Source organism: Hamadaea sp. NPDC050747 (genome assembly GCF_040654195.1).
Lineage (GTDB): Bacteria > Actinomycetota > Actinomycetes > Mycobacteriales > Micromonosporaceae > Hamadaea.
Genome location: NZ_JBFAHM010000020.1, coordinates 40,371 through 62,559, shown reverse-complemented (window position 1 = coordinate 62,559; position 22,189 = coordinate 40,371). Strand labels below are relative to the sequence as shown.

Here is a 22,189-nt window from a genome sequence, read left to right as displayed (position 1 = left end):
GATGCTCGACAACGAGCCCGCCGAGGCTGCGGACAACGAATCCGCGGCCGAGGCCCAGAACACCGCGCCACTGGCACGTCCCGAGGACGCTCCGGCCGAGGAGGCGCCGGCGCGTCGCCGGACGACTCGCCGCCGTGGCGCGTCCGACGACGCCTCCGCCGACGATTCCGGTGAAACGGGACGAGTGACGCGTACGCGTCGCCGGTCGGCCGCCCCCGAGCCGGAGCCGGTGCCTCTCGTCGAGGACACCGAGCCCGCCGAGGAAGAGCTGGCCGAGGAGGCGGAAGAGGCCGAAGGGGCTGCGGCCGACACCGCCGAGGAACCGGCGGAGGAGCCGGCCCCGGCGGAGGAGCCGCGCGGTCGCCGCCGTCCCGCCGCCACCGTGCTGTTCATGGCGCCCGAGCCGGTGACGCCGCCGGCGCGTCCGGCCCGCGCCGAGCGTGCCGATCGCGACACCTGGGACCGCGACAGCCGCCCGGAAAGCCGCCCGGAACGGGACGAACCCGTCCAGGAGCCCGAAGCCGAGCAGGCGCCCGCCGAGCCCGGCCGCCGACGCCGTCGCAAGAAGGGCGCCGCGGCCGAACCCGTCGAGGCGGCCGAGGTCGCCGAGGCCGACACCGAGGCCGAGGAGGACGAGCACGCCGCCGAGGCCGAAGGTGACGCCGACAACGAACACCGTCGCCGTCGCCGGGGCCGCCGCGGACGTGGTCGCGGGAAGGGCACCGCGGAGGACGCCGGTGAGGAGGCCGAGGCGGCCGAGGAGCAGGAGCCTGAGGAGGAAGAGGGCGAGGAGGACGAGAGCGGCGAGCCGCTGACCCGTCGCCGCCGCCGTCGCCGCCGCAAGGGCAGCGGTTCCGACGTCGAGGAGATCGACGAGGACGGCGTACCCACGATCGTCAAGATCCGCGACGGCCGTAAGCCCGCCGACGAGGTGCAGGGCGTCACCGGCTCGACCCGGCTGGAGGCCAAGCGCCAGCGCCGCCGGGACGGCCGTGAGCAGCGTCGCACCCGCCCCCCGATCCTGTCCGAGGCCGAGTTCCTGGCCCGCCGCGAGGCGGTCGACCGGGTCATGGTCGTACGCCAGAAGGGCGACCGGACGCAGATCGGCGTCCTCGAGGACGGCGTCCTCGTCGAGCACTACGTGACCCGGGCCAGCGCCGCGACCATGGTCGGCAACGTCTACCTCGGCCGGGTGCAGAACGTGCTGCCCAGCATGGAGGCCGCCTTCGTCGACCTCGGCCGGGGCCGCAACGCCGTGCTCTACGCGGGCGAGGTGAACTGGGACGCGGCCGGGCTCGAAGGGCGGTCGCGCTCGATCGAGCAGGCGCTGAAGAGCGGCGACTCGGTCCTCGTGCAGGTCACCAAGGACCCGATTGGCCACAAGGGCGCCCGGCTGTCGAGCCACATCGCGCTGTCCGGTCGCCACCTGGTGTACGTGCCGCACGGCACTGCCTCCGGCATCAGCCGCAAGCTGTCCGACGTCGAGCGCCGGCGGCTCCGCGACATCCTCAAGAAGCTCGTCCCTGAAGGCGCAGGCGTCATCGTGCGTACGGCGGCGGAGGGCGCCTCGGAGGAGGAGCTGTCCCGCGACGTCGCCCGGTTGCAGGCGCAGTGGGAGGAGATCCAGGCCAAGGCGGCGACCGGTGGCGCGCCCGCGCTGCTCTACTCCGAGCCCGACCTGCTCGTGCGGGTCGTCCGGGACCTGTTCAACGAGGACTTCAAGGAACTGGTCATCGCCGGCTCCGACGCGTACGACACGGTGGAGGGCTACCTCAAGCACGTGTCGCCCGACCTCGTCGAACGGGTGCACCGGTACACCGGCTCGGTGGACGTCTTCGCCGCGTACCGGGTGGACGAGCAGCTCCTCAAGGGACTGGACCGCAAGGTCTTCCTGCCGTCCGGCGGCCACCTGGTGATCGACCGGACCGAGGCCATGACGGTCATCGACGTCAACACCGGCAAGTACACCGGTGCGGGCGGCAACCTGGAGGAGACCGTCACCCGCAACAACCTCGAGGCGGCCGAGGAGATCGTGCGCCAGCTCCGGCTGCGCGACATCGGCGGCATCGTGGTCATCGACTTCATCGACATGGTGCTGGAGAGCAACCGCGAGCTGGTGCTCCGGCGGCTGACCGAGTGCCTCGGGCGCGACCGCACGAAGCACCAGGTCACCGAGGTGACCTCGCTCGGCCTCGTCCAGATGACCCGCAAGCGGATCGGCGCGGGTCTGCTGGAGGCGTTCAGCGAGACCTGTGAACACTGCAAGGGCCGCGGCGTCGTGATCCACACCGAGCCGATCGCCGAGCGGGGTGCCGGGCGTTCCGGCGACAAGAGCCACGACAAGGCGACGGGGGACAAGCTCAAGGAGGTCGCCGCGTCCGCTCACCGCGACGCGACGGTCGACGACGAGGACGCCCCCGCCGAGCCGGACGATCCGTTCGCGGCCGAGGCCGAGGTCGTCGAGGACACCGAGGAGCTCAACGGCGACGAGGGCGACGGTTCGGAGTCCGACGAGCGGGGCGGCCGGCGGCGAGGCCGGCGCGGCGGTGCCCGACGGCGTACGCGCCCCTGAGGAACACGCCATCGCAGCGGTTGATCGACAACGATCAACCGCTGCGGTGTTTGCCGGGCGAGTGACCGGGTAACGAAGTCCTCATGCGACACACCCCTTCCGCCCTGCGATTCACCTTGCTTTTCGCCGGGGTTCTCGCGGCCGCGACCGCCTGCTCCGGCACCGGTACGCCGTCGTCCGGCGGGAGCGCCAGCGCGACCGCCGGGGCCGGCGTGTCCCCGAGTGCCACTGTCAGTGCCGCCCCGACCGACCTGGCCGGAAACACTCGCGCCGTCTGCGAGCAGATCCGGTCGGTGGCCGCCGACGGGGCCGCCCAGTTCACCCGAAAGCTCGCCGACGCCGTGGCCGCGGCCCAGAACGGCGGGGCGGCCGCCGACGCGGCCGTTCAGGACATCAAGGCCTTGCTCGGCCAGTGGGCGGCCGGGCTGCGTGGGCAGGCGTCCCTCGCGCTCGACCAGAAGCTGAAGTCGGCGCTGACCGCCGAGGCCGACGCGTTCGACCGGGCCGCCGCCCAGATCACCAAGCCGGCCGACCTCCAGACCGCCGGATCGTTGCTGACCAGCCCGGACGTCACCCAGGCCGGGCAGACCATCCAGCAGACCTGCACGGTCTACTGGACCAGGTGAGCCTTCGCTCGGTTGCACTCGGTTTGAAGCAGTTTGGGAGATCGCTTAAAGTGCGCCGCAGTGCCGCCTCCCGGGGAGGGGGCGGCGCCAGCCACCCTCACGAGATTGAGACAGCGACATGCGACGTGTACTCGTGCTGGCCGCCCTCACCGGCGCCCTGCTCGCCTCGGCCGCCTGCGGCTCCTCCGACGACGCGACCACGGCCGGCCCGTCGTCCGCCCCGACGACAGCCGCGAGCGTGGACGTGAAGGCGAACACCACCTCCGCCTGCACCGCCATCGACACCCTGTACGGCAGCCTCGACGCGACCGCCAAGGCCGACCTCGCGAAGGCCGTCGCGGCGGTCTCCACGGGCGACGCCGCCACCGCCGCGAAGGCGTGGGCGACGGTCAAGCCGTTGCTCGCCGCGGCCGCGGCCACCATCAAGGCGGAGGCCGACAAGGCCGCCGCGCCGGACCTGAAGCAGGCGCTGACCGACCTCGGAGCCAAGTACGACAAGGTCGCCAACCTCTCGTCGCCGGCCGAGATCGAGTCGGTCGCGGCCGACCTCGACACCGCGTCGAACAACGTCAAGAAGATCTGCACCGACGCGGGCGTCACCCTCAAGAACTTCGAGTAGGGGGCTCTTCGGCCGGCTCAGGCCGTCGGCTACAGTCACGGCGCCGCCGGGGATCATCCCCGGCGGCGTTCGTCGATCCGACCCTAGCAGCGTTCGTCGATCCAACCCCTAGAAAGATTGCGACCCGACATGCGACGTGCACTCGCCCTGACCGCGCTGGGCGCTGCCCTGCTCACCGCGGCGGCTTGTGGTTCCTCCACCGACACCACCACCTCCGGCAGCCCGTCGACGGCGGCCACCAGCGCCAAGCCGGACTACACCGCGAACACCAAGACGGTGTGCACCGAGCTGAAGACCAAGCTCAGCACCATGCCGTCCGACACCACCCTCCAGACCGCCGTCACCGAGGCGATCAAGGGCAAGAAGACCCAGGCGGAGATCACGGCGGCGACCGTCGTCGCGGTCAAGAAGGTCCTCGTGGACTGGGTCGCGCAGGTCAAGGACACCGCCGCCACGGCGGAGGACCCCGAGCTGAAGGCCGCCCTGCTGGCGACCGAGGCCGACATGGAGACCGCGATCAACGGGCTGACCAGCCTGGACGACATCGAGAAGTCGCTGGCCGCGATCGACCAGAAGGACGGCTCGAAGAAGGCCACCACGCTCTGCAAGGCCGCCGGGGTTGATCTCGACTCGTGAGTCCGTGTGGCCGGAGTCACTCTGCCGCCTGCGGCGGGAGTGGGTGACTCCGGCCACCGCCCGGCCCGACCGGGGCTCCCCGGTTTGGGGTCTGGGCGGCTCATGGCGTAATCTTTCCTGCGGTGCCCACTCGGGTGCCGGGTGCTGGCGTGCGCGCCAGCCGCGACTCGTCCGCCGTCAGGTGAGCAAGTCCGCGGCGGCAGCGGCCGTAGGCACACCCATCCGCCAGACAGCGCCGGCCGTTCGCGATCGGCGTAGATCACTACGCAAGGGAGTCCGCGTCCCATGTACGCGATCGTCAAGACCGGCGGCAAGCAGTACAAGGTCGCCGAGGGCGACGTGATCGAGGTCGAGAAGCTGGCCGGCCAGCCCGGTGACGAGGTTGCCCTCAAGGCCGTTCTCGTCGTCGACGGCGCCGACCTCGTGACCGACGCGGCCAAGCTTGCCAAGGTTTCGGTCTCCGGTGAGGTCGTGGCCCACACCAAGGGCCCGAAGATCCGGATCCACAAGTTCAAGAACAAGACCGGCTACCACAAGCGCCAGGGTCACCGCCAGCCGCTGACCCAGGTCAAGGTGACCGGCATCTCCACCGGGAAGTAGGCGTTCCGAAATGGCACACAAAAAGGGTGCGTCCAGCTCCCGTAACGGTCGTGACTCCAACTCGCAGCGCCTCGGCGTGAAGCGGTTCGGCGGTCAGGTCGTCAGCGCCGGCGAGATCCTCATCCGCCAGCGGGGCACCAAGTTCCACCCGGGCGACCTGGTCGGCCGTGGTGGCGACGACACGCTGTTCGCGCTCGCCGACGGCTCGGTGCTCTTCGGCACCAAGCGCGGCCGCAAGACCGTGTCGATCGTGCCGGTCGAGGCCTGAGGCTTCGCCGCACACGAAAGCGAGGAGCGGGTGGGGCGCGAGACGCGCTCCACCCGCTCACTGTTTTGAGAGGATTGAACCGTGGCAACCTTTGTCGACCGAGTGGTGCTGCACCTGCAGGCCGGGGACGGTGGGCACGGCTGCGTGTCGATCCTCCGGGAGAAGTTCAAGCCCTTCGGCGGGCCGGACGGTGGTAACGGCGGCCATGGCGGCAGCGTCTTCCTGACCGTCGACCCGGGCGCGCACACGCTGCTCGACTTCCACTTCAAGCCGCGGATCAAGGCGCAGAACGGCAAGGGCGGCGCCGGCGGCAACCGGGACGGCGCGAACGGCGAGGACCTGGTGCTCAAGGTGCCCAACGGCACCGTCGTGCTGAGCCAGTCCGGTGAGGTGCTGGCCGACTTGGTCGGCGTGGGCACCACCTTCGAGCTGGCCCGGGGCGGCCGGGGCGGGCGAGGCAACGCCGCGCTGGCCAGCTCCCGGCGTAAGGCGCCCGGCTTCGCCGAACTCGGCGAGCCCGGCGACCGCCTCGACGCGGTCCTGGAGCTCAAGAGCGTCGCCGACGTCGGCCTGGTCGGCTTCCCGAGCGCGGGCAAGTCCTCGCTTATCTCGGTCATCTCGGCGGCCAAGCCGAAGATCGCCGACTACCCGTTCACGACCCTCGTGCCGAACCTGGGCGTCGTCCAGGCCGGCGAGCACACGTTCACCGTCGCCGACGTGCCGGGGCTCATCCCGGGTGCGGCCACCGGCAAGGGGCTCGGTCTGGAGTTCCTGCGGCACATCGAGCGTACGTCGGTGCTCGTGCACGTCGTCGACACCGCGACGCTGGAGCCCGGCCGGGACCCGCTGGCGGACATCGACGCCATCGAGGCCGAGTTGTCGGCGTACGGGGGGCTGGAGGACCGGCCGCGCCTGGTCGCCCTGAACAAGATCGACGTACCGGACGGGCGGGACCTGGCCGAGATCGTCCGGCCCGACCTCGAGGAGCGGGGCTACCGCGTCTTCGAGATCAGCACCGCGACCCGGGAAGGGCTCAAGGAGCTGAGCTACGCCATGGCCGAACTCGTCGAGGAGTCGCGGGCGGCCAAGCCGGTGCTGGAGCCGACGCGCATCGTCATCCGGCCGAAGGCGGTCGACGACGACGGGTTCACCATCGAGCAGGACGACGAAGGCACCTACGTGGTTCGCGGGACCAAGCCCGAGCGCTGGGTCCGCCAGACCAATTTCGACAACGACGAGGCCATCGGCTACCTGGCCGACCGGCTCGCCCGGCTGGGCGTGGAGGACGCGCTGGCCAAGGCGGGCGCCGAGCCCGGTGCGCCGGTCCGCATCGGCGAGCGCGAGTTCGACTGGCAGCCCACGGTCTACGCCGGTGCCTCGTACGTGCCCGGCAACCGGGGCACCGACATCCGCATCGACGAGGCGCTGACGACGCCGCGTACCTCCGCCTCCGACCGGTTGGCCGCGCGCAAGGCCCGCCGGGTCCACCAGGAGGTCGAGGGCGAATGGGCCGACGACGAGGACAGCGGCCGGTAACGGGCGGATGATCGGGGAGTGATCACTCTCACGAGTCGTTTGGGCGGAACCGGAAACAGCCCGGAAACGTGCCCTGGCTAGCGTCTCGCGAGTGTTGATCCAGAACCGTGAAGTCACGCATCCTGACGTCACCCTGCTCGTCCTCGCGGCCGAGAAGGAGCTGCTCTCGCGGTATCCGGATGAGCGCATCCGCCCCGTCGACCCGTTGGCGCGCTTCGTGGTCGCGTACCAGATGAGCGAGCCGGTGGGCTGCGGCGCTGTGGCGACCGTCGCGCCGGGAGTGGCGGAGCTGACCCGCATGTGGGTGCGGCCCGCGAGCCGGCGTGCGGGCGTGGGGCGACGGATCCTCGCGGGGCTTGAGCGCCGCGCGGAGGCGGACGGCCACGACACCGTGATCTTGGAGACCGGGGTACGCCAACCGGAGGCGATCGCGCTCTACGAAGCGTCCGGCTACCAGCGGATTCCGCCGTTCGGGGAGTACGTGGGCAACCCGTTGTCGGTGTGCTTCGAGAAGAAGCTGCCCTGAAGATCACCCCTCGCCTTCGACCGGCCGCCGGTGCGGGCATGATGGGGGGATGGCCAGCCTGACCTTCGACGAGGCGAAGACGCGCGTCGGCGTCGTTCGCGACCTGCGGTACGAACTCGACTTCGACCTGACGAGCAGCGAGTCCTTCCGGACGACCACCGTCGTGCGGTTCGGGGCCGACGAGCCGGGCGCGGAGACCTTCCTCGAACTGAGGCCGACGCGGCTGATCAGCGCCACCCTCAACGGCCGGGAGATCGCCGGGTTCGCCGAGGGCCGGCTGCCGTTGACCGGGCTGGCCGGCCGCAACGAGGTCGTCGTCGTCGCCGAGTACGCCTATTCGCATGTCGGTGAGGGGTTGCACCGCTTCGTCGACCCGGCCGACGGCGAGGCGTACGTCTACGCGCAGCCCTCGATCGCCGAGGCGCCGCTGTTCATGGCCTGTTTCGACCAGCCCGATCTGAAGGCGCCCATCACGATCCGGGTGACCGCAGATCCGTCGTGGATCGTGCGCTCGAACGCCGCGGGTACGCAGACCGAGCCGGGCCGCTGGGAGTTCGCGGAGACCAAGCCGGTCGCCACTTACCTGATCACCATCATCGGCGGCCCGTACGCGGAGATCCGCGACGAGCACGACGGCATCCCGCTCGCCCTGTACGCCCGTAAGTCGTACACGGAGGCGCTGGCCGAGAACGCGCCGGAGTTGTTCGAGCTGACCAAGCAGTGCCTCGACCGCTATCACGAGCTGTTCGGCATCCGCCTGCCCTTCGGCAAGTACGAGCAGGCGTTCGTCCCCGAGTTCACCTGGGGCGCGATGGAGTTCCCGGGCCTGGTCGTCTTCCGGGACGAGTACATCTACCGCGGCCCGGTCACCGACACCGAGCGATCCCGGCGCGCGTCGATCGTCGCGCACGAGATGGCGCACATGTGGTTCGGCGACCTCGTGACGATGCGCTGGTGGGACGACATCTGGCTGAACGAGTCGTTCGCGACCTACATGGGCTATCGGGTCACCGCCGAGGCCACCCGGTTCACCGACGCCTGGGCCGACTTCGCCAGCGAGCGCAAGATCTGGGGCTACGGCGCCGATCAGCGGCCGTCCACCCACCCCGTCGCCCCGGTGTTCGTCGCCGACACCGAGTCCGCGTTCGCCAACTTCGACGGCATCTCGTACGCCAAGGGCTGCGCCACGCTCCGGCAGCTGGTGGCGTGGCTGGGCGACGACGCCTTCTTCGCCGGGCTGCGGGCGCATTTCGACAAGCACGCCTGGGGCAATGCCACCCTGGACGACCTGCTCGCGTCGCTGTCGGCGGCGTCCGGCCGCGACCTGTCCGCCTGGGCCGACAAGTGGCTCCGGTCGCCGCAGGTCAACACGTTGCACCCGGTACGCACCGCGGACGGTTTCGCCGTCGAGCAGACCGCTCCGGCGGCGTACCCGACGCTGCGGCCGCATCGGATCGGCATCAGCTGGACTTCCGCCGACGGCGTCCGGCAGCGGATCGAGACCGATGTGGACGGCCCGCTGACGGCAGTCGGTGAGTTGGCCGGCGTCGAGATGGAAGACGTGCTGCTCAACAACGGTGACCTGAGCTTCGCCAAGATCCGGTTCACCCCGGACACCGACCTGGCCCGGCTGCTCGGGCGGCTGGAGTCGCCACTGGATCGGGCGGTCGTCTGGGGCGCGGTCTGGGACGCCGTCCGGGACGGGGAGGTGCCCGCGATGACCTTCCTCGACCTCGTCCGCAGCTCGCTGGCGGCCGAGACGCACGTCGGCGTGGCGGAGCACATGCTCGGATTCGCCCGGGGCATCGCCGTCAACCGGTTCCTCCCGGTCGACGCGCGACCGGCCGGGCAGGCCGCCGTCGACGACGCCTGCGAGGCCATCCTGGCGCAGGCGACGCCGGGCGGCAGTCTTCAGCTGGCGGCGTTCCGCACTCTGATCAGCGGCATGACCTCGGCGGAGCCGGTACGCGCCTGGTTGGCCGGTCAGGATCTGCCCGCCGGGCTGACCGTCGACGACGAGGTGCGGTGGACCCTGCTTCTGCGGTTGGCCGTCCTCGGCGACCTGACCGAGGCGGAGCTGGACGCCGAGCAGACCCGCGACGGGACCGCGCGGGGCGCGGTCGAAGCGGCCCGCTGCCGAGCCGCGCGGCCCGACGCGGCGGCCAAGGCGGCCGCGTTCGAGCAGATCGTCCGTGACCGCGAACTGTCGAACCGGATGCTCGAGGCGATCGGCCAGGGCTTCTGGCGGGCCGAGCACTGGGAGCTGACCGACGCGTACGTCGAGCGGTACTTCACCGAGCTGCCCGCGTCGCAGGAATGGCGTTCCGGCTATCTGCTGGCGACCCTCGGCGGGGCGGCCTTCCCGGCGACCGCGGCGTACACCTCCACTGTGGAGGCCGCCGAGCGGATGCTCGCCCAGCCCGGTCTGAACACGCAGTTCGCCCGGTCGATCGCGGACTCCACCGACGACCTGCGCCGGGCCGTACGCCAGCGGAACCTGCGATGAGCCGTCGCCGCGTCGGGATCATGGGCGGGACGTTCGACCCGATCCACAACGGCCACCTCGTCGCCGCGAGCGAGGTGGCCGACCGGTTCGACCTGGACGAGGTCGTCTTCGTGCCGACCGGGCGGCCCTGGCAGAAGCCGGACAGCAAGGTCTCTCCGGCCGAGCACCGGTATCTCATGACGGTCATCGCGACCGCGTCCAACCCGCAGTTCACGGTCAGCCGCGTGGACCTCGACCGTGAAGGGCCGACTTACACCGTCGACACGCTGCGCGAACTTCGCGAGGTGTACGGCGCGCAGGCCGAGTTGTTCTTCATCACCGGCGCGGACGCGCTGGCGAAGATCCTCTCGTGGAAGGACGCCGACCAGCTGTTCGAGCTGGCCCATTTCGTGGGTGTGACCCGGCCCGGGTTCGCCCTCAGCGACTCGCACCTGCCGTCGGCGGCGGTCACCCTGGTGCAGGTCCCGGCGCTGGCGATCTCGTCGAGCGACTGCCGGGCGCGGGTCGCCGCTGGGCAGCCGGTCTGGTACTTGGTACCCGATGGTGTCGTGCAATACATCGCAAAGCACCACTTGTACCGTTAAATCCGACCACACCCGCGCTAATCGTGCGGAGATGCTAGGGCGATAAGCGTCATATCTCGCAGGTGCGAACGCCACCACCTGTGAGATCCTGGACGTCAGGGAAACGTCCCCGACGGAAGGAACCAGGTGCCAGCATCCGAGCGTGCGGTTGAGATGGCGTTGACCGCGGCCCAGGCCGCGGCGGACAAGAAGGCCGAAGACATCGTCCTGCTCGACGTGGCCGATCAGCTGATCATCACCGACGCCTTCGTTCTCGCCTCCGCGCCGAACGAGCGGCAGGTGCTCGCCATCGTCGACGCGATCGAGGAGAAGCTGCTGGAGCTGCCGGAGAAGGCCAAGCCGGTCCGGCGTGAAGGCGAGCGGTCGGGCCGGTGGGTGCTGCTCGACTACGTGGACATCGTGGTGCACATCCAGCACAGCGAGGAGCGTGAGTTCTACGCGCTCGACCGGTTGTGGAAGGACTGCCCACGGATCGAGTTCGTCGACCGGGACCTGGCCGACACCGCGTCATGACCAGTGCGGAAGGTTTGACCGCCGGCACCCGGATCATCCTGTGGCGGCACGGCAACACCGACTGGAACGCCGAGCACCGGGTGCAGGGCCAGACCGATGTGCCCCTCAACGATCTCGGCCGAGAGCAGGCCGCCCAGGCGGCGGCCCGGCTGGCCCCGCTGAAGCCGGACCTGATCGTCAGCAGCGACCTCCAGCGCGCGGCGCGGACGGCGGACGCGTTGGCCGAGCTGACCGAGCTGCGCCCGGAACGCGATGCCCGCCTCCGGGAACGCGCCTTCGGGCTCTGGGAGACCTTCACGACCCCGGAGATCAAGGTGCGCTTCCCCGAGTCCCGGGCGCGCTGGGAGGCGGCCGACCCGGATCCCGGCGACGGCATCGAACCCCTGACCGACCTGGCCAAACGGGTCGGCGAGGTAATCCGGGAGACGGCCGAACGCGTACCGGGCGGGCTGGCGGTGCTGGCCACGCACGGCGGTTCGATCAAATACGGCGTCGCCGCGTTCCTCGGGCTGCCCGAGGACTTCCTGCCCACCCTCGGCTCGATCGGCAACTGCCACTGGGTGGAGCTTCGGGTCGAGTCCAAGAGCCGGTGGCGGCTTCAGGCGTACAACGTGAATTAGGGGTGATCGGACTCCCCCCGTGGGAGTCCGATCACCGACGAGATCACGCCAGGCCGAGGGCCGCCGCCGCAGCGTGCCCGTTGGCGCGGCTGGCGCCGTACGTGTTCATGAACGCCTGGGCGCCCGCCGGACGCCACTCGGCCGGCCAGCCCATCTCCACGACCACCGTGGGATGCGTGGCCGCGAGCGCCTCGGTGAGCCGGCGCGCGGGCTCGGTGCGGTGGATGTGCCGGCCCACGATCACGATCGGGCGGTCGCCCGCCTTGGCGATGAGCGCGCCGGTGGAGGTCTCCGCCGCGTCCGTGGTGAGCTGCTCGGCACCCGCGAGGTGCTGCGCGAGGCCCCACGGCACCGGCCCCTCGGCGATGCTGTAGCCCGCGACGAGCTGCACGACCAGCGGGTTCTGGACATCCGCCACCGAACCCTCGACGCGGATCGCCCGCGCGGCGGCCGCGTAGCCCAGATCCGGCTCGATCTCGGTCGGGAACGCGCCCTGCGTCCACGCCGCCAGCTGGGCGTTGCGCTCGGCCGCCTCGGTCAGCCGGTCGAGCGCAAGCTCGCCGCGCTCGACCGCCGCGGCGATCTCGGCGACGACTCGCTCGATCAGGGCCAGGTCGACGTCCGCGCCGATGCACAGCAGGTCGCTGCCCGCGTTGAGGGCCAGCACGGCGGCCCGCTCGATGCCGCCCGCGGCCTGCGCCGCGCCGGCCATCTCCAGCGCGTCGGTCACGATCACGCCGGTGAACCCGAACTCCGCCCGCAGCAGGTCGTGCAGCACGCGCCGGCTGAAGGTCGCGGGCAGATCGCCCGTCAGCACTGGTACGCGAATGTGCGCCGTCATGATCGACTTAACGCCGGCGGCGACAGCGGTGGCGAACGGAGGCAGCTCGCGTTCGCGGAGCACCTGCTCGCTGACGTCGACGGTCGGCAGCCCGAGGTGGGAGTCGCTGACCGTGGCCCCGTGCCCGGGGAAGTGCTTGGCGCAGGCGGCGACGCCGGTCGACTGGAGGCCGACGACGGCCGCGGCGGTGTGCGCGGCGACCTGCGTGGTGGCGGCGCCGAAGGAGCGGGTGCCGATGACCGGGTTGTCGGTGGCGACGTTCACGTCCACCGTGGGCGCGAGGTTGAGGTTCACCCCGGCGGCCCGCAGGTCCTGCCCGATCGCCTGGTAGATGCGGCTGGTGAGGCCGTAGTCGCCGACCACGCCGAGAGCCGCGTTGCCGGGGTAGGGGCTGCCGGTGCGGTGGTAGAGCCGCGTGACGTCGCCACCCTCCTCGTCGAGGCTGAGCAGAACGTCGGGGCGGGCCGCGCGCAGCTGCGCGGTGAGCCGGGCGAGCTGTTCGGGGGATTCGATGTTGTACCCGAACAGGCAGAATCCGGCCAGACCTTCGGATACCAGGTCGACGGCCCATCGGGGGGCGGTGAGGGCTTCCGCGTCGAGCCGTCCGGCGCCGATGCCCGCGCCCGATTCGGTCCGTCCACCGAAGGAGGGGAGCAGGGTCTGCAGGATGAGGCGCCGCAGCCCGGGGTCGATCGTCATCTCGTGTCCCACTGTTCGTCGTGTGCCGGGGTGGACCACCGCCGGTGCGGCGGGGGCCGTGTCGCTGGGCCGGGGGGACGTCCCCACCTACTGAGACGTCGTACCCTTGCCGTTAGTGGTAAAGCATTGCCAATCTAATAAGAAACTTTACTAAACGCCAGAGGCTGCCGCCATGTCATCTGCTCGTCTCCCGGGAACCCCCCGTCTCCTGCGCGCTCTCAACGACCGAGCCGCCCTCGAACTCCTGCTGGAGCACGGCCCCCTCACCCGGACCCAGCTCGGCGAACGCACCGGCCTGTCCAAGGTCACCGCATCCCAGCTGGTCGAACGCCTGGAGGAGCGGGGCCTGGTCCGGCGCGTCGGCGAGCAGGCCGGTGGGCGGGGACCGAACGCCCAGCTCTACGCGGTCACTCCGTCCAGTGCCTACGTCGTCGGTGTGGACGTCGGCCCCGACCACGTGGTCGCGGCGTGCGCCGACATCACAGGGTCGATAGTAGGCCGTGTCGAGCACTCCACTCGAGACACCGACGACCCGGTGGGCGTCGTGCACTCGGCGGTCCTCGAGGCCGCCGAGATCGGTGGAGCGGCGCTGAGCGACATCCGCCGGATCGTCCTGGGCACCCCGGGCCTCGTCGACCCGGCGACGGGCGACATCGCCTTCGCCTGGGACCTGCCGCGCTGGCACCGGGGGCTGCTCGCCAACCTGCGGGAAGACCTCATCTCCGACGTGTTCTTCGAGAACGACGTGAACCTGGCGGCCGTCACCGAAGCACACGAAGGCGCGGCACGCGGCGTCGGCGACTTCCTCCTCGTCTGGATCGACCGCGGTGTCGGTCTGGCCGTGATGCTCGGCGGGCGGCTGCACCGCGGCGCGACCGGGGCGGCCGGCGAGATCGGCTGGCTGCCCGTCCCCGGCGCCGATCTGCCCCGGGACGTCAGCAAGCGGGGTGCGAAGGGCGCGTTCCAAGCCATCGCCGGGGCGGACGCGGTGCTGGCCGTCGCCCGCGAACACGGCTTCAAGGGGCGTACGGCGGGTGAGGCGGTCCGGGCCGCCATCGCGGCGGGCACCAAGGGCGGCCCCGTCCTCGACGAGCTGGCCCGGCGGCTGGCGCTGGGCGTCGCCTCCATCGGCGTCGTCCTCGACCCGTCGCTCGTCGTGCTCGCCGGCGAGGTCGGCCAAGCTGGCGGCACGCCGCTCGCCGACCGCGTACAGCACGAGGTCGCCGCGATCTCGGTGGTCTCGCCGCGCGTCGTCGTCTCCGAGGTCGGCGCCGAGCCGGTGCTCCGCGGGGCCCTGCTGACCGGCCTCGACGCCGTCCGCGACCAGGTCTTCGGCTCCACCACCAACTAGCCCACTCTTCGGGCTGGATCAGGGTTCCAGGTCGAATCTTGACCCAAGATTCGACCGAGAACCCTGATCCAGCGCAACGATCCGGAGAGGGTGCCAGCGCATCGGGGGTCAGGCGAGGTCGCGGCGGCGGAAGGTGCCGAACGCGGCCGCGAGGACCGCCGCGACCAGCGTCCCGAGAACGGCCGCCCCCTGCCACCACTCGACGTGCCCGTATTCGTCGTAGCCGATGTAGTACTGCAATGAGCCCGTCATCCAGGTGCCGACGTAGGTGGACAGGAACCAGGGTTCCTGCGGTCGGTAGCCCAGCACCTCCATGACGAGGCGCGCACCCGCCTCCCACACGACGGCGTACGCCGTGAGCAGGCCCAAGGCGGCGGCGGTGTGCCGGCCGACGGTGGCGACGCCGAACGAGACCGCGGTGATCATGACCGCCAACGCGATGCCGCGTACGACCAGGACGATCAGGTTGCCGAAGAAGTCGGAGTCGACCCCGCCGACGTAGCCGGTCGCCTGCGCGATGCCGTAGAACGTCGCGACGTAGATCGCCGAGAACACGACCGAGAACAGGCCGATCGAGCCGAGCAGGACGGCCAGCTTCGCCGCCAGGACCTTTACGCGTTCCGGCCGCCACAGCAGCAGATTGGTGGCGCCGCCGCTGGCCAGCTCGGCACCGATGAAGGTGGCCCCGACGAGGAACCCGAACAACGCCAGATACGCCGCCAGGAACCCGACGAGCGGCCGGATCGACGTCCGGAAGACGTAGGTGTCGTAGAGGAAGTCTTCGGGCTGCTCGACGGTCAGCCGGCACGGGTTCGGATACTTCGCCCGGTCGACGGCCGAGGCGCCGGGCTGCCGGGCCGCGACGCATTCGTCGTAGAGCTGCCGGTGGACCTCGTTGTTCGAGTTGGCCTGCACGACCGCGCTCGCCCAGTCGGCCGCCGTCGGCTGATGGCTGCCCGCCATCGTCACGGCGACGGTGACGCCGAAGACGCCGATCATCACGGCCGTCAGGATCTGCACGAACCGCCGGGAGAGCAGACGCTGCAGCTCGGCCCGGATCAGACTGCCCTTCACGCGACGACCTCCATCTCGCCGGACTGAACCCGCACGGCGTCGTCGACCTGCCGGTACGCCCCCGGCATCGGCCGCGTCGCGGTCAGGTCCAGGAAGACGCTCTCCAGATCGGCGCCGATCGGGGTGAGCTCGGTCAGCCACACCTCGGCGCGGCCGAGCGCCTCACTGATCGCGGCGGCGTCGGCGACCCCGGCCACGACCAGGTGGCCGTCGGTCGCCGAGACGGTCAGGCCCGCGCCTTCGAGCACTTCCCGGGCCCGGTCCGGCTGCTTCACGCGTACCAGATATTCGCCCTTGGAATGCTCGGCGAGCACGTCGCCGACGGGCCCGGCGACGACGCGGCGGCCGCGCGAGATGATCGTGACGGTGTCGCAGACCTGCTCGATCTCGCTCAGAATGTGGCTGGAGACCAGGACCGTGACGCCCTCGGCGGCCAGGTCGCGCAGAAGCGTGCGCATCTCGTGGATGCCGCCCGGGTCGAGCCCGTTGGCCGGCTCGTCCAGAATGAGCAGTTCCGGGGCCTTGAGCAGCGCGGACGCGACGGCGAGCCGCTGCTTCATGCCGAGGGAGAAGGTCTTGACCCGCTCGTCGGCCCGATCCCGCAGGCCGACCCGCGTGAGCACCTCGTCCACCCGGGGAGCGGCCACCCCGCCCGCCGTCGCGAGCAGCGCCAACGTCTTGCGGGCGGTGAAGTTCTCGAAGAACGCCGGGCTCTCCACGATCGCCCCCACCCGGTGGGCGACCTGCGCGTACTCGCTGCTCGGCCGGCCCAGCACGGTCATCTCACCGGCGTCGGCGCGGACCAGCCCGAGCAGCGTGCGCAACGTCGTCGTCTTCCCTGAGCCGTTCGGCCCCAGGAAGCCGTGCACCTGGCCCGCCTCGACCGTCATGTCGAAGCCGGCCAGGGCGACCTTCCCGCCGCCGCGCAGCCGGCGGAAGGTCTTCCGCAGTCCGCGTATCTCGATCACCGCTGTCATGCCCGCTATGACGTCCGCGGGCGCACCGCGAGTTTCCAGCCGATCGGCTGATTTCTGTGCCTCGCTACGATGGCCGCTGTGATCGAGCACGTTCGACGGACGTCCGCGCTGCCCGAGGCCGCGGCCTCCGTCGCGCTCCTCGGTGGCTTCTTCCTCCTCGGGTACGCCTGGCGGGCGCCGGACCGATTCGCCCTGTGGGTCCTCGCCGGACTGGCCGCGCTCGCCCGCCTGCTCGTGCGGCGGCATCGGAAGCGGCTGCAGACCGGTTCGTGGCGGCCGCTCCCCGGCGGCGGGTTCGAGGCGCCTCGTCAGGCGGCGCTGCGGTTCTGGAGCTGGCTGTCGTTCGTCGCCTTCGGTTCCGCGCTGGCCGCGTACTACGGCGGCATCGTCCGGACCGGTGGCCCGTACGCCGAGCTGCCGCCGGAGACGGTGTTCTGGCCCGCGGTGTTCGCCTTCGGCTGGTACGTGCGCGAATGCCTGCGCCCGCCGGGGCTGCTGGCGACTTCGTCAGGGGTGACGGTGGGGCGTCGGCACATCCCCTGGCCCGGCCTGGCGGCGGCGCTGCTCGACGGCGACAACCTCGTCCTCGAACTCGCCGACGGCCCCGGCCTCCGGCGGGCCGTGCAGAGTCGCGTCCTGGTGGACGCCACGCAGTACGCGGTCCCCGCGGCCGAACTCCATTGGCTGATTCAGCATTATCTGCTGTTTCCGGGCGACCGAGAGCGGATGCACACCCTGCCGACCCGGGCGTACTCGCTTGCGGGGTAGCTGATTTGATAGGCCCGTGGCGCACGATCAGCTTCCCGATCCTCCGGCCGTGCCGGACTTGCCGGCCGCGGACGACCCGGATCTGGCCGTCGCGGCCGACCATGTAGTCGTCACGCGCTCCGGCCAGCACCTGCTGCGTGACCTGACCTGGCGGGTCGAGCTGGACGAACGCTGGGTCGTGCTCGGCCCCAACGGCGCCGGGAAGACCACGCTGATCAACCTGGCCGCCGGGCGTACACACCCGACGAGCGGCACGATGCACGTCCTGGGCGAGCGGATCGGCCGGACCGACCTGCACGAGCTGCGTACGCGGGTGGGTTTGTCGACCGCGGCGCTGGCCGAGACGATTCCGGCCGACGAGGCCGTCCGCAACGTGGTCGTCACCGCCGCCTGGTCGGTCATGGGCCGGTGGAAAGAGGACTACGACCCCGGCGACCTGGCGCGCGCCGAGGCGCTGATGACGCAGTTCGGCGTCGGGCACCTGGCCGAGCGGCTCTATGGCACCCTCTCCGAGGGCGAGCGCAAGCGCGTGCAGATCTCGCGAGCGCTGATGACCGATCCCGAACTCCTGCTCCTGGACGAGCCGGCCGCCGGCCTGGACCTGGGTGGCCGCGAAGACCTCGTCGGCCGGCTCGCCCGAGTCGCGGCCGACCCCGATTCCCCGGCATTGGTGCTGGTCACGCACCACGTGGAGGAGATTCCGCCGAACTTCACCCACGCGATGCTCCTGCGTCAGGGCGAGATCGTGGCGGCCGGGCTGCTCGACGATGTGATCACCGGCGACAACCTGTCGGCGACTTTCGGCGTCCCCTTGAAGGTGAGTCATGAGGACGGGCGGTTCAGCGCCCGGGCGTCTTGACGCCCTTCCAGCCCGGGGACACCGTCGTACGCCGTGAGGTGATCCGGGGCGAACTGTGGTTCGCGTCGCCGTCGATCTGCGTGCAGGACGACGGCGAGCTGCTGGTGACCTATCTGCCGACCGGCAGCCCGTTCGCGTTCCCTGACGGCGAGTTCCCGGCCGGACGGCATCCGTGGGACCTCGCCGGGCATCGCAGCTGGCAGGGGCACGGCCTGCTCTCGCTGCACTGGACGGGCGTCGACCACGCGGTCTTCGTGTTCTGGAAGGGCCCCGAGCGGCGGTTCACCGGGTGGTACTTCAACCTGCAGGACGCGCCGCGGCGTACGCCCATCGGCTTCGACACGCTCGACCATGAGCTGGACCTCGTCTGGCCGGACGGCGCGCCGACCTACGAATGGAAGGACGTCGAGGAGTTCGGCCGCACCGGCGAACTGCGCTACCCGGGCCGGGTCGCCGAGATCCAGGCGGAGGGCGACCGGATCGCCGCCCGGCTCGACGCGGGGGAGCGCTGGTGGGACGACAGCTGGGCGACCTGGGAGCCCGACCCCGCCTGGACTCCGCGTACGCTGCCCGCCGGCTGGGCCTCGGTGCCGTTCGAGAACCGCTGACGGCGGCTTGCGTGGACGCGGGATGATCAGTGCATGCGGACCATCCTGAACGTCCTGTGGTTCATCTTCGGCAGCGGCTTCCTGCTCGCTCTCGCGTACGCCTTCGCCGGTGTGCTCTGCTTCATCTTCATCGTGACGATCCCGTTCGGGGTCGCCTCGTTCCGGCTGGCCCGCTATGCGCTGTGGCCGTTCGGCTACACCATCACCGAGAAGCCGAGCGCCGGCGTCGCGTCCACCATCGCCAACGTGGTCTGGTTGATCATCGCGGGCTGGTGGCTCGCCCTCACCCACATCGTGACCGGCATCGCGCAGTGCCTGACCATCATCGGCATCCCGTTCGGCATCGCGAACTTCAAGCTGGTGCCGGCCGCGCTGTGGCCGCTGGGCCGCGAGATCACCGCCATCCCCTGATCGCGCCAGCGCGTTTGGGCGCTGGATCAGGGTTCCGGGTCGAATCTTGCCCCAAGATTCGACCGAGAACCCTGATCCAGCGACAACGATGGCGGGCCGCGACGGAGCATGTGGCATGAGAACCGGCCGAACGGATGATGTTGCGGCCGCCACAACGTGAGGAAAGCTCCCGGGAAAGTTCGCCAAAAGTTTCCCGGAGGCGTCGCACGTGGGACGGAAACGTTTCCAACATGGGACTCACACCGGTCCGGCCACCGTCCGGACCGTCGCCGACCTGGCGGGAGTCTCGATCGCGTCCGCCAGCCGGGTGCTGAACGGACTGGGTGGCAGCCCTGAGCTGTCCGCCCGCGTCAAAGCGGCGGCCGAACGCGTCGGCTATGTGCCCAACGCCATCGCACGCTCGCTGCAGGCGCAGCGTACGGGGCTGATCGGGCTGGCCGTGGCGGACATCGGCAACCCGGTCTACGTGCAGATGATGCGTGCGATCGAGCAGGAGATCGCCGGGTCCGGCCGGCAGCTGCTCATCCAGGCGACCAACGCGCATACGGCGAACGAGACCGAACTGCTGCGCGGGCTGGCCCGGCGCTATGTGGACGGCCTGATCATGTCGCCGCTGCGGGTCACCGAGGCGCACCTGCACGAACTCGGGCGTACGGCGGTTCCGGTGGTCGTCGTCGGTCAACTGCCCGACGAGACGCCGATCGACAACGTCCGGGCGGACTCCATCGCCGGTGTCGGCCTCGGCGTCGACCACCTCGTCGGCCTGGGGCGTACGCGGATCGTCCTGATCAACGGCGCCCCGGACACGGTGCCGGGGACGCATCGCGACGCCGGGTTCCGGGCCGCGCTCGCCAAACACGGCCACGAACCGGTCGGCGTGGAGAACGGCGACTTCACCTTCGACGCCGGACTTCAGGCGACCCGGCGGCTGCTCACACGCACCCGTCCGGACGCCATCTTCGCCGCCAACGATCTCATCGCCGCCGGTGCGCTCCACGCGCTCCTGGAGGCGGGCATTCGCGTACCCGAGGAGGTGGCGCTGGTCGGCATGGACAACACCGACATCGCTGAGCTCACATTCCCCCGGCTGACCAGCGTCGACCTCGGCGCGGCGGCCCGTGGCCGCAAGGCGGCCCAACTTCTGCTGTCTCGTCTGGACGATCCGACGCTGCCCGCCCGCCGGGAGAGCATCGCCCCCGCGCTCGTCCGCCGGGAGTCCGCATGACGGCCGTCCTCGAAGAAACCCCGCGCGCGACGCGTCAGCCATCGCGTGATCAGAACAAGCGTTTCGCGTATCTCCTGTTGTTGCCGGCACTGCTCCCGGTCGTGATGCTGTCCGCGGCGCCCTTGCTCCGCGGCGTGTTCCTGGGCTTCACCGACGCGCGGGCCGGGCGCAACGTGGACATCACCTTCACGGGCCTGGAGAACTACCGCGAGCTGGTGGCGGACACCCAGTTCTGGGACGCGTTCAAGGTCGGCCTGATCTGGGCCTTCGCGGTGACGATCCTGCAGTTCGGGTTGGGCCTGGGCCTGGCCGGGCTGCTCAATCAGCCGCTGCGGCTGCGCTGGCTGGCGCGGACGCTGGCGCTGGTGCCGTGGGCGATGCCGCCGGTCGTGGTCGGCATCATGTGGAAGCTCGTCTACCACCCGGACGCGGGCATGCTGAACGAGGCGTTCTCGCGGGTGGGCCTGGACGGGTTGCGGCACAACTGGCTGGGCGACTTCAGCACCGCGCTGCCCGCGGTCATCCTGGTCGGGATCTGGGCCGGGCTGCCGCAGACGACGATCGTCCTGCTGGCCGGGCTGCAAGGCGTGCCGCGCGAACTGCACGAGGCGGCGCAGATGGACGGCGCCGGCGCGATCCGCCGGTTCCGGGCGGTCACCTGGCCCGCGCTCGCGCCGGTCGTCGTGGCGATCACCAGCCTGGACTTCATCTGGAACTTCAACTCGTTCGGCTTGGTCTACGTCCTGACCGGGGGCGGGCCGGGCGGCAAGACGATGCTGCCCATGCTGTTCGCCTACGAGGAGGCGTTCCGCTACGGCCATTACGGGTACGCCGCCGCGTTGGGCAACGTCATGGTCCTCATCATCGTCGCGCTCCTCGCGGTGTACCTGCGCCGCCGGCTCCGGGAGGCAAACTGATGCGCCGATCCAGCGTGCCTGCGGTGAAAACGTTTAAAAGAGTCGCTCAGTACCTGACTCTCGGCCTCTACCTGGTCTTCCTCGGCTTCCCGCTGGTCTGGCTGCTGTCGATCAGCTTCAAGGAGCCGCGCGAGATGGTCGAGCTGCACCCGACCCTGATCCCGAAGCATCCGACGTTGCAGAACTACGTCACCGCCTTCACCGAGCAGGATCTGGCGCGCTCGGCGCTGAACAGCCTCATCGTCGCGTCCGCCTCGGCGGCGCTGACCGTGCTCCTGGCGCTGCCGGCGGCGTACTCGCTGGTGCGCTTCAAGACCCGGCTCAGCACGATCACCCTCGGCTGGGTGCTGGTCAGCCAGTTGTTCCCGTTCGTCCTGCTGGTCATCCCGCTGTTCCTGATCCTGCGGGAGGCCGGCCTGACCAACACCCGGTTCGGCCTGATCCTGGTGTACGTCACCTGGTCGCTGCCGTTCGCGTTGTGGATGCTCCAGGGCTTCGTCCGCGGCATCCCGCGCGAACTGGAGGAGGCCGCGTCGGTCGACGGCGCGTCCCGGCTGCAGGTGCTACGCCGGGTCGTGGCGCCCCTCCTCGCGCCAGGGCTGGTGGCGACCTCGCTGTTCGCCTTCATCAGCGCCTGGAACGAGTTCTTCTTCGCATTGGTCCTGCTCAAGAGCCCGGAGCTGGCGACGCTGCCGGTGACCCTGGCTCGCTTCGTCGGCGTGGAGGGGATCGCGCGGCTCGGGCCGCTGGCGGCGGGTTCGCTGCTGGCCACCCTGCCCAGCCTGGTCTTCTTCGCCGTGCTTCAGAAGCGTCTCGCCGAAGGCTCCCTGGCGGGCGCAGTCAAGGGTTAAAC

22 protein-coding genes and 1 pseudogene are annotated in these 22,189 nt (G+C 70.7%); 20 read left to right on the top strand and 3 right to left on the bottom strand.

Translation table 11 applies throughout. The annotated features are described in order from the left end of the window. Window positions 1-181: 181 nt before the first annotated feature. From AB0H43_RS36115 to AB0H43_RS36060, 12 genes and pseudogenes are all read left to right on the top strand, one after another. A pseudogene (locus tag AB0H43_RS36115) lies at window positions 182-2,572 on the top strand (Rne/Rng family ribonuclease); the annotation flags it as partial. 83 nt (window positions 2,573-2,655) lie between these two features. Further along, window positions 2,656-3,198, top strand: a complete 543-nt coding sequence (locus tag AB0H43_RS36110; RefSeq protein ID WP_360007282.1) for a hypothetical protein — start codon at window positions 2,656-2,658, stop codon at window positions 3,196-3,198. A 118-nt stretch (window positions 3,199-3,316) separates the two neighbouring features. Further along, the gene (locus tag AB0H43_RS36105) at window positions 3,317-3,817 is read left to right on the top strand and encodes a hypothetical protein (RefSeq protein ID WP_360007279.1); all 501 of its coding nucleotides are present in this window, start codon (window positions 3,317-3,319) and stop codon (window positions 3,815-3,817) included. Between the two features lie 129 nt (window positions 3,818-3,946). Next, a complete protein-coding gene (locus AB0H43_RS36100; RefSeq protein WP_360007276.1) occupies window positions 3,947-4,453 on the top strand; it encodes a hypothetical protein in 507 nt (168 codons plus the stop codon). Window positions 4,454-4,738: 285 nt separating this feature from the next. Next, window positions 4,739-5,053 carry a 50S ribosomal protein L21 gene (gene rplU, locus AB0H43_RS36095; RefSeq protein ID WP_253761083.1) on the top strand — a complete coding sequence of 105 codons (315 nt, stop codon included), beginning with the start codon at window positions 4,739-4,741 and terminating at the stop codon, window positions 5,051-5,053. A 10-nt stretch (window positions 5,054-5,063) separates the two neighbouring features. Continuing rightward, the gene (gene rpmA, locus AB0H43_RS36090; protein ID WP_360007273.1) at window positions 5,064-5,321 is read left to right on the top strand and encodes a 50S ribosomal protein L27; all 258 of its coding nucleotides are present in this window, start codon (window positions 5,064-5,066) and stop codon (window positions 5,319-5,321) included. A gap of 81 nt (window positions 5,322-5,402) precedes the next feature. Continuing rightward, the gene (gene obgE, locus AB0H43_RS36085) at window positions 5,403-6,857 is read left to right on the top strand and encodes a GTPase ObgE (RefSeq protein ID WP_360007270.1); all 1,455 of its coding nucleotides are present in this window, start codon (window positions 5,403-5,405) and stop codon (window positions 6,855-6,857) included. Between the two features lie 91 nt (window positions 6,858-6,948). Continuing rightward, window positions 6,949-7,383, top strand: a complete 435-nt coding sequence (locus AB0H43_RS36080; protein ID WP_360007268.1) for a GNAT family N-acetyltransferase — start codon at window positions 6,949-6,951, stop codon at window positions 7,381-7,383. Between the two features lie 49 nt (window positions 7,384-7,432). Continuing rightward, a complete protein-coding gene (gene pepN / locus AB0H43_RS36075; protein WP_360007265.1) occupies window positions 7,433-9,889 on the top strand; it encodes an aminopeptidase N in 2,457 nt (818 codons plus the stop codon). Further along, the gene (gene nadD, locus AB0H43_RS36070; protein WP_360007264.1) at window positions 9,886-10,473 is read left to right on the top strand and encodes a nicotinate-nucleotide adenylyltransferase; all 588 of its coding nucleotides are present in this window, start codon (window positions 9,886-9,888) and stop codon (window positions 10,471-10,473) included. The genes pepN and nadD overlap by 4 nt, the downstream gene beginning before the upstream one ends. Window positions 10,474-10,599: 126 nt before the next feature. Further along, window positions 10,600-10,986, top strand: a complete 387-nt coding sequence (gene rsfS, locus AB0H43_RS36065; protein ID WP_360007261.1) for a ribosome silencing factor — start codon at window positions 10,600-10,602, stop codon at window positions 10,984-10,986. After that, on the top strand, window positions 10,983-11,606 hold the full coding sequence (locus AB0H43_RS36060) for a histidine phosphatase family protein (protein WP_360007259.1): 624 nt from the start codon (window positions 10,983-10,985) through the stop codon (window positions 11,604-11,606). Before rsfS ends, AB0H43_RS36060 begins: the two co-directional genes overlap by 4 nt. Before the next feature lie 43 nt (window positions 11,607-11,649). Here AB0H43_RS36060 and AB0H43_RS36055 read toward each other — a convergent pair whose 3' ends face one another. After that, complete coding sequence (locus AB0H43_RS36055) at window positions 11,650-13,146, bottom strand: glycoside hydrolase family 3 N-terminal domain-containing protein (protein ID WP_360007258.1); 1,497 nt, start codon at window positions 13,144-13,146, stop codon at window positions 11,650-11,652. Window positions 13,147-13,318: 172 nt separating this feature from the next. On the opposite strand from AB0H43_RS36055, the gene AB0H43_RS36050 reads away from it, so the two are divergent. Next, window positions 13,319-14,497, top strand: coding sequence for an ROK family transcriptional regulator (locus tag AB0H43_RS36050; protein WP_360007255.1), 1,179 nt, complete (start codon window positions 13,319-13,321; stop codon window positions 14,495-14,497). A gap of 108 nt (window positions 14,498-14,605) precedes the next feature. Here the strand turns inward: AB0H43_RS36050 and AB0H43_RS36045 are convergent, their stop codons facing one another. Both AB0H43_RS36045 and AB0H43_RS36040 read right to left on the bottom strand, forming a co-directional pair. After that, window positions 14,606-15,571 (bottom strand): ABC transporter permease subunit, encoded by a 966-nt coding sequence (locus tag AB0H43_RS36045; protein WP_360007253.1) that lies wholly within the window; start codon window positions 15,569-15,571, stop codon window positions 14,606-14,608. After that, entirely contained in the window at window positions 15,568-16,548 is a 981-nt protein-coding gene (locus AB0H43_RS36040) for an ATP-binding cassette domain-containing protein (protein WP_360007250.1), read from the bottom strand. The genes AB0H43_RS36045 and AB0H43_RS36040 overlap by 4 nt, the downstream gene beginning before the upstream one ends. Before the next feature lie 78 nt (window positions 16,549-16,626). Here AB0H43_RS36040 and AB0H43_RS36035 point away from each other — a divergent pair, with 78 nt between their 5' ends. The 7 genes from AB0H43_RS36035 (at window position 16,627) to AB0H43_RS36005 (ending at window position 22,187) form a co-directional block, all read left to right on the top strand. Then, window positions 16,627-17,316 carry a hypothetical protein gene (locus AB0H43_RS36035; RefSeq protein WP_360007247.1) on the top strand — a complete coding sequence of 230 codons (690 nt, stop codon included), beginning with the start codon at window positions 16,627-16,629 and terminating at the stop codon, window positions 17,314-17,316. 49 nt (window positions 17,317-17,365) lie between these two features. After that, window positions 17,366-18,175 (top strand): ABC transporter ATP-binding protein, encoded by an 810-nt coding sequence (locus AB0H43_RS36030; RefSeq protein WP_360007245.1) that lies wholly within the window; start codon window positions 17,366-17,368, stop codon window positions 18,173-18,175. Then, window positions 18,172-18,783: a DUF402 domain-containing protein gene (locus AB0H43_RS36025; RefSeq protein WP_360007243.1), complete on the top strand. Its 612-nt coding sequence runs from the start codon at window positions 18,172-18,174 to the stop codon at window positions 18,781-18,783. Before AB0H43_RS36030 ends, AB0H43_RS36025 begins: the two co-directional genes overlap by 4 nt. A gap of 33 nt (window positions 18,784-18,816) precedes the next feature. Further along, window positions 18,817-19,194, top strand: a complete 378-nt coding sequence (locus tag AB0H43_RS36020; protein WP_360007241.1) for a YccF domain-containing protein — start codon at window positions 18,817-18,819, stop codon at window positions 19,192-19,194. Window positions 19,195-19,402: 208 nt separating this feature from the next. Then, window positions 19,403-20,419 carry a LacI family DNA-binding transcriptional regulator gene (locus AB0H43_RS36015; RefSeq protein ID WP_360007239.1) on the top strand — a complete coding sequence of 339 codons (1,017 nt, stop codon included), beginning with the start codon at window positions 19,403-19,405 and terminating at the stop codon, window positions 20,417-20,419. Then, window positions 20,416-21,336 carry a sugar ABC transporter permease gene (locus tag AB0H43_RS36010; protein WP_360007237.1) on the top strand — a complete coding sequence of 307 codons (921 nt, stop codon included), beginning with the start codon at window positions 20,416-20,418 and terminating at the stop codon, window positions 21,334-21,336. Before AB0H43_RS36015 ends, AB0H43_RS36010 begins: the two co-directional genes overlap by 4 nt. 23 nt (window positions 21,337-21,359) lie before the next feature. Then, window positions 21,360-22,187, top strand: coding sequence for a carbohydrate ABC transporter permease (locus AB0H43_RS36005; protein WP_360007235.1), 828 nt, complete (start codon window positions 21,360-21,362; stop codon window positions 22,185-22,187). Window positions 22,188-22,189: the final 2 nt, after the last annotated feature.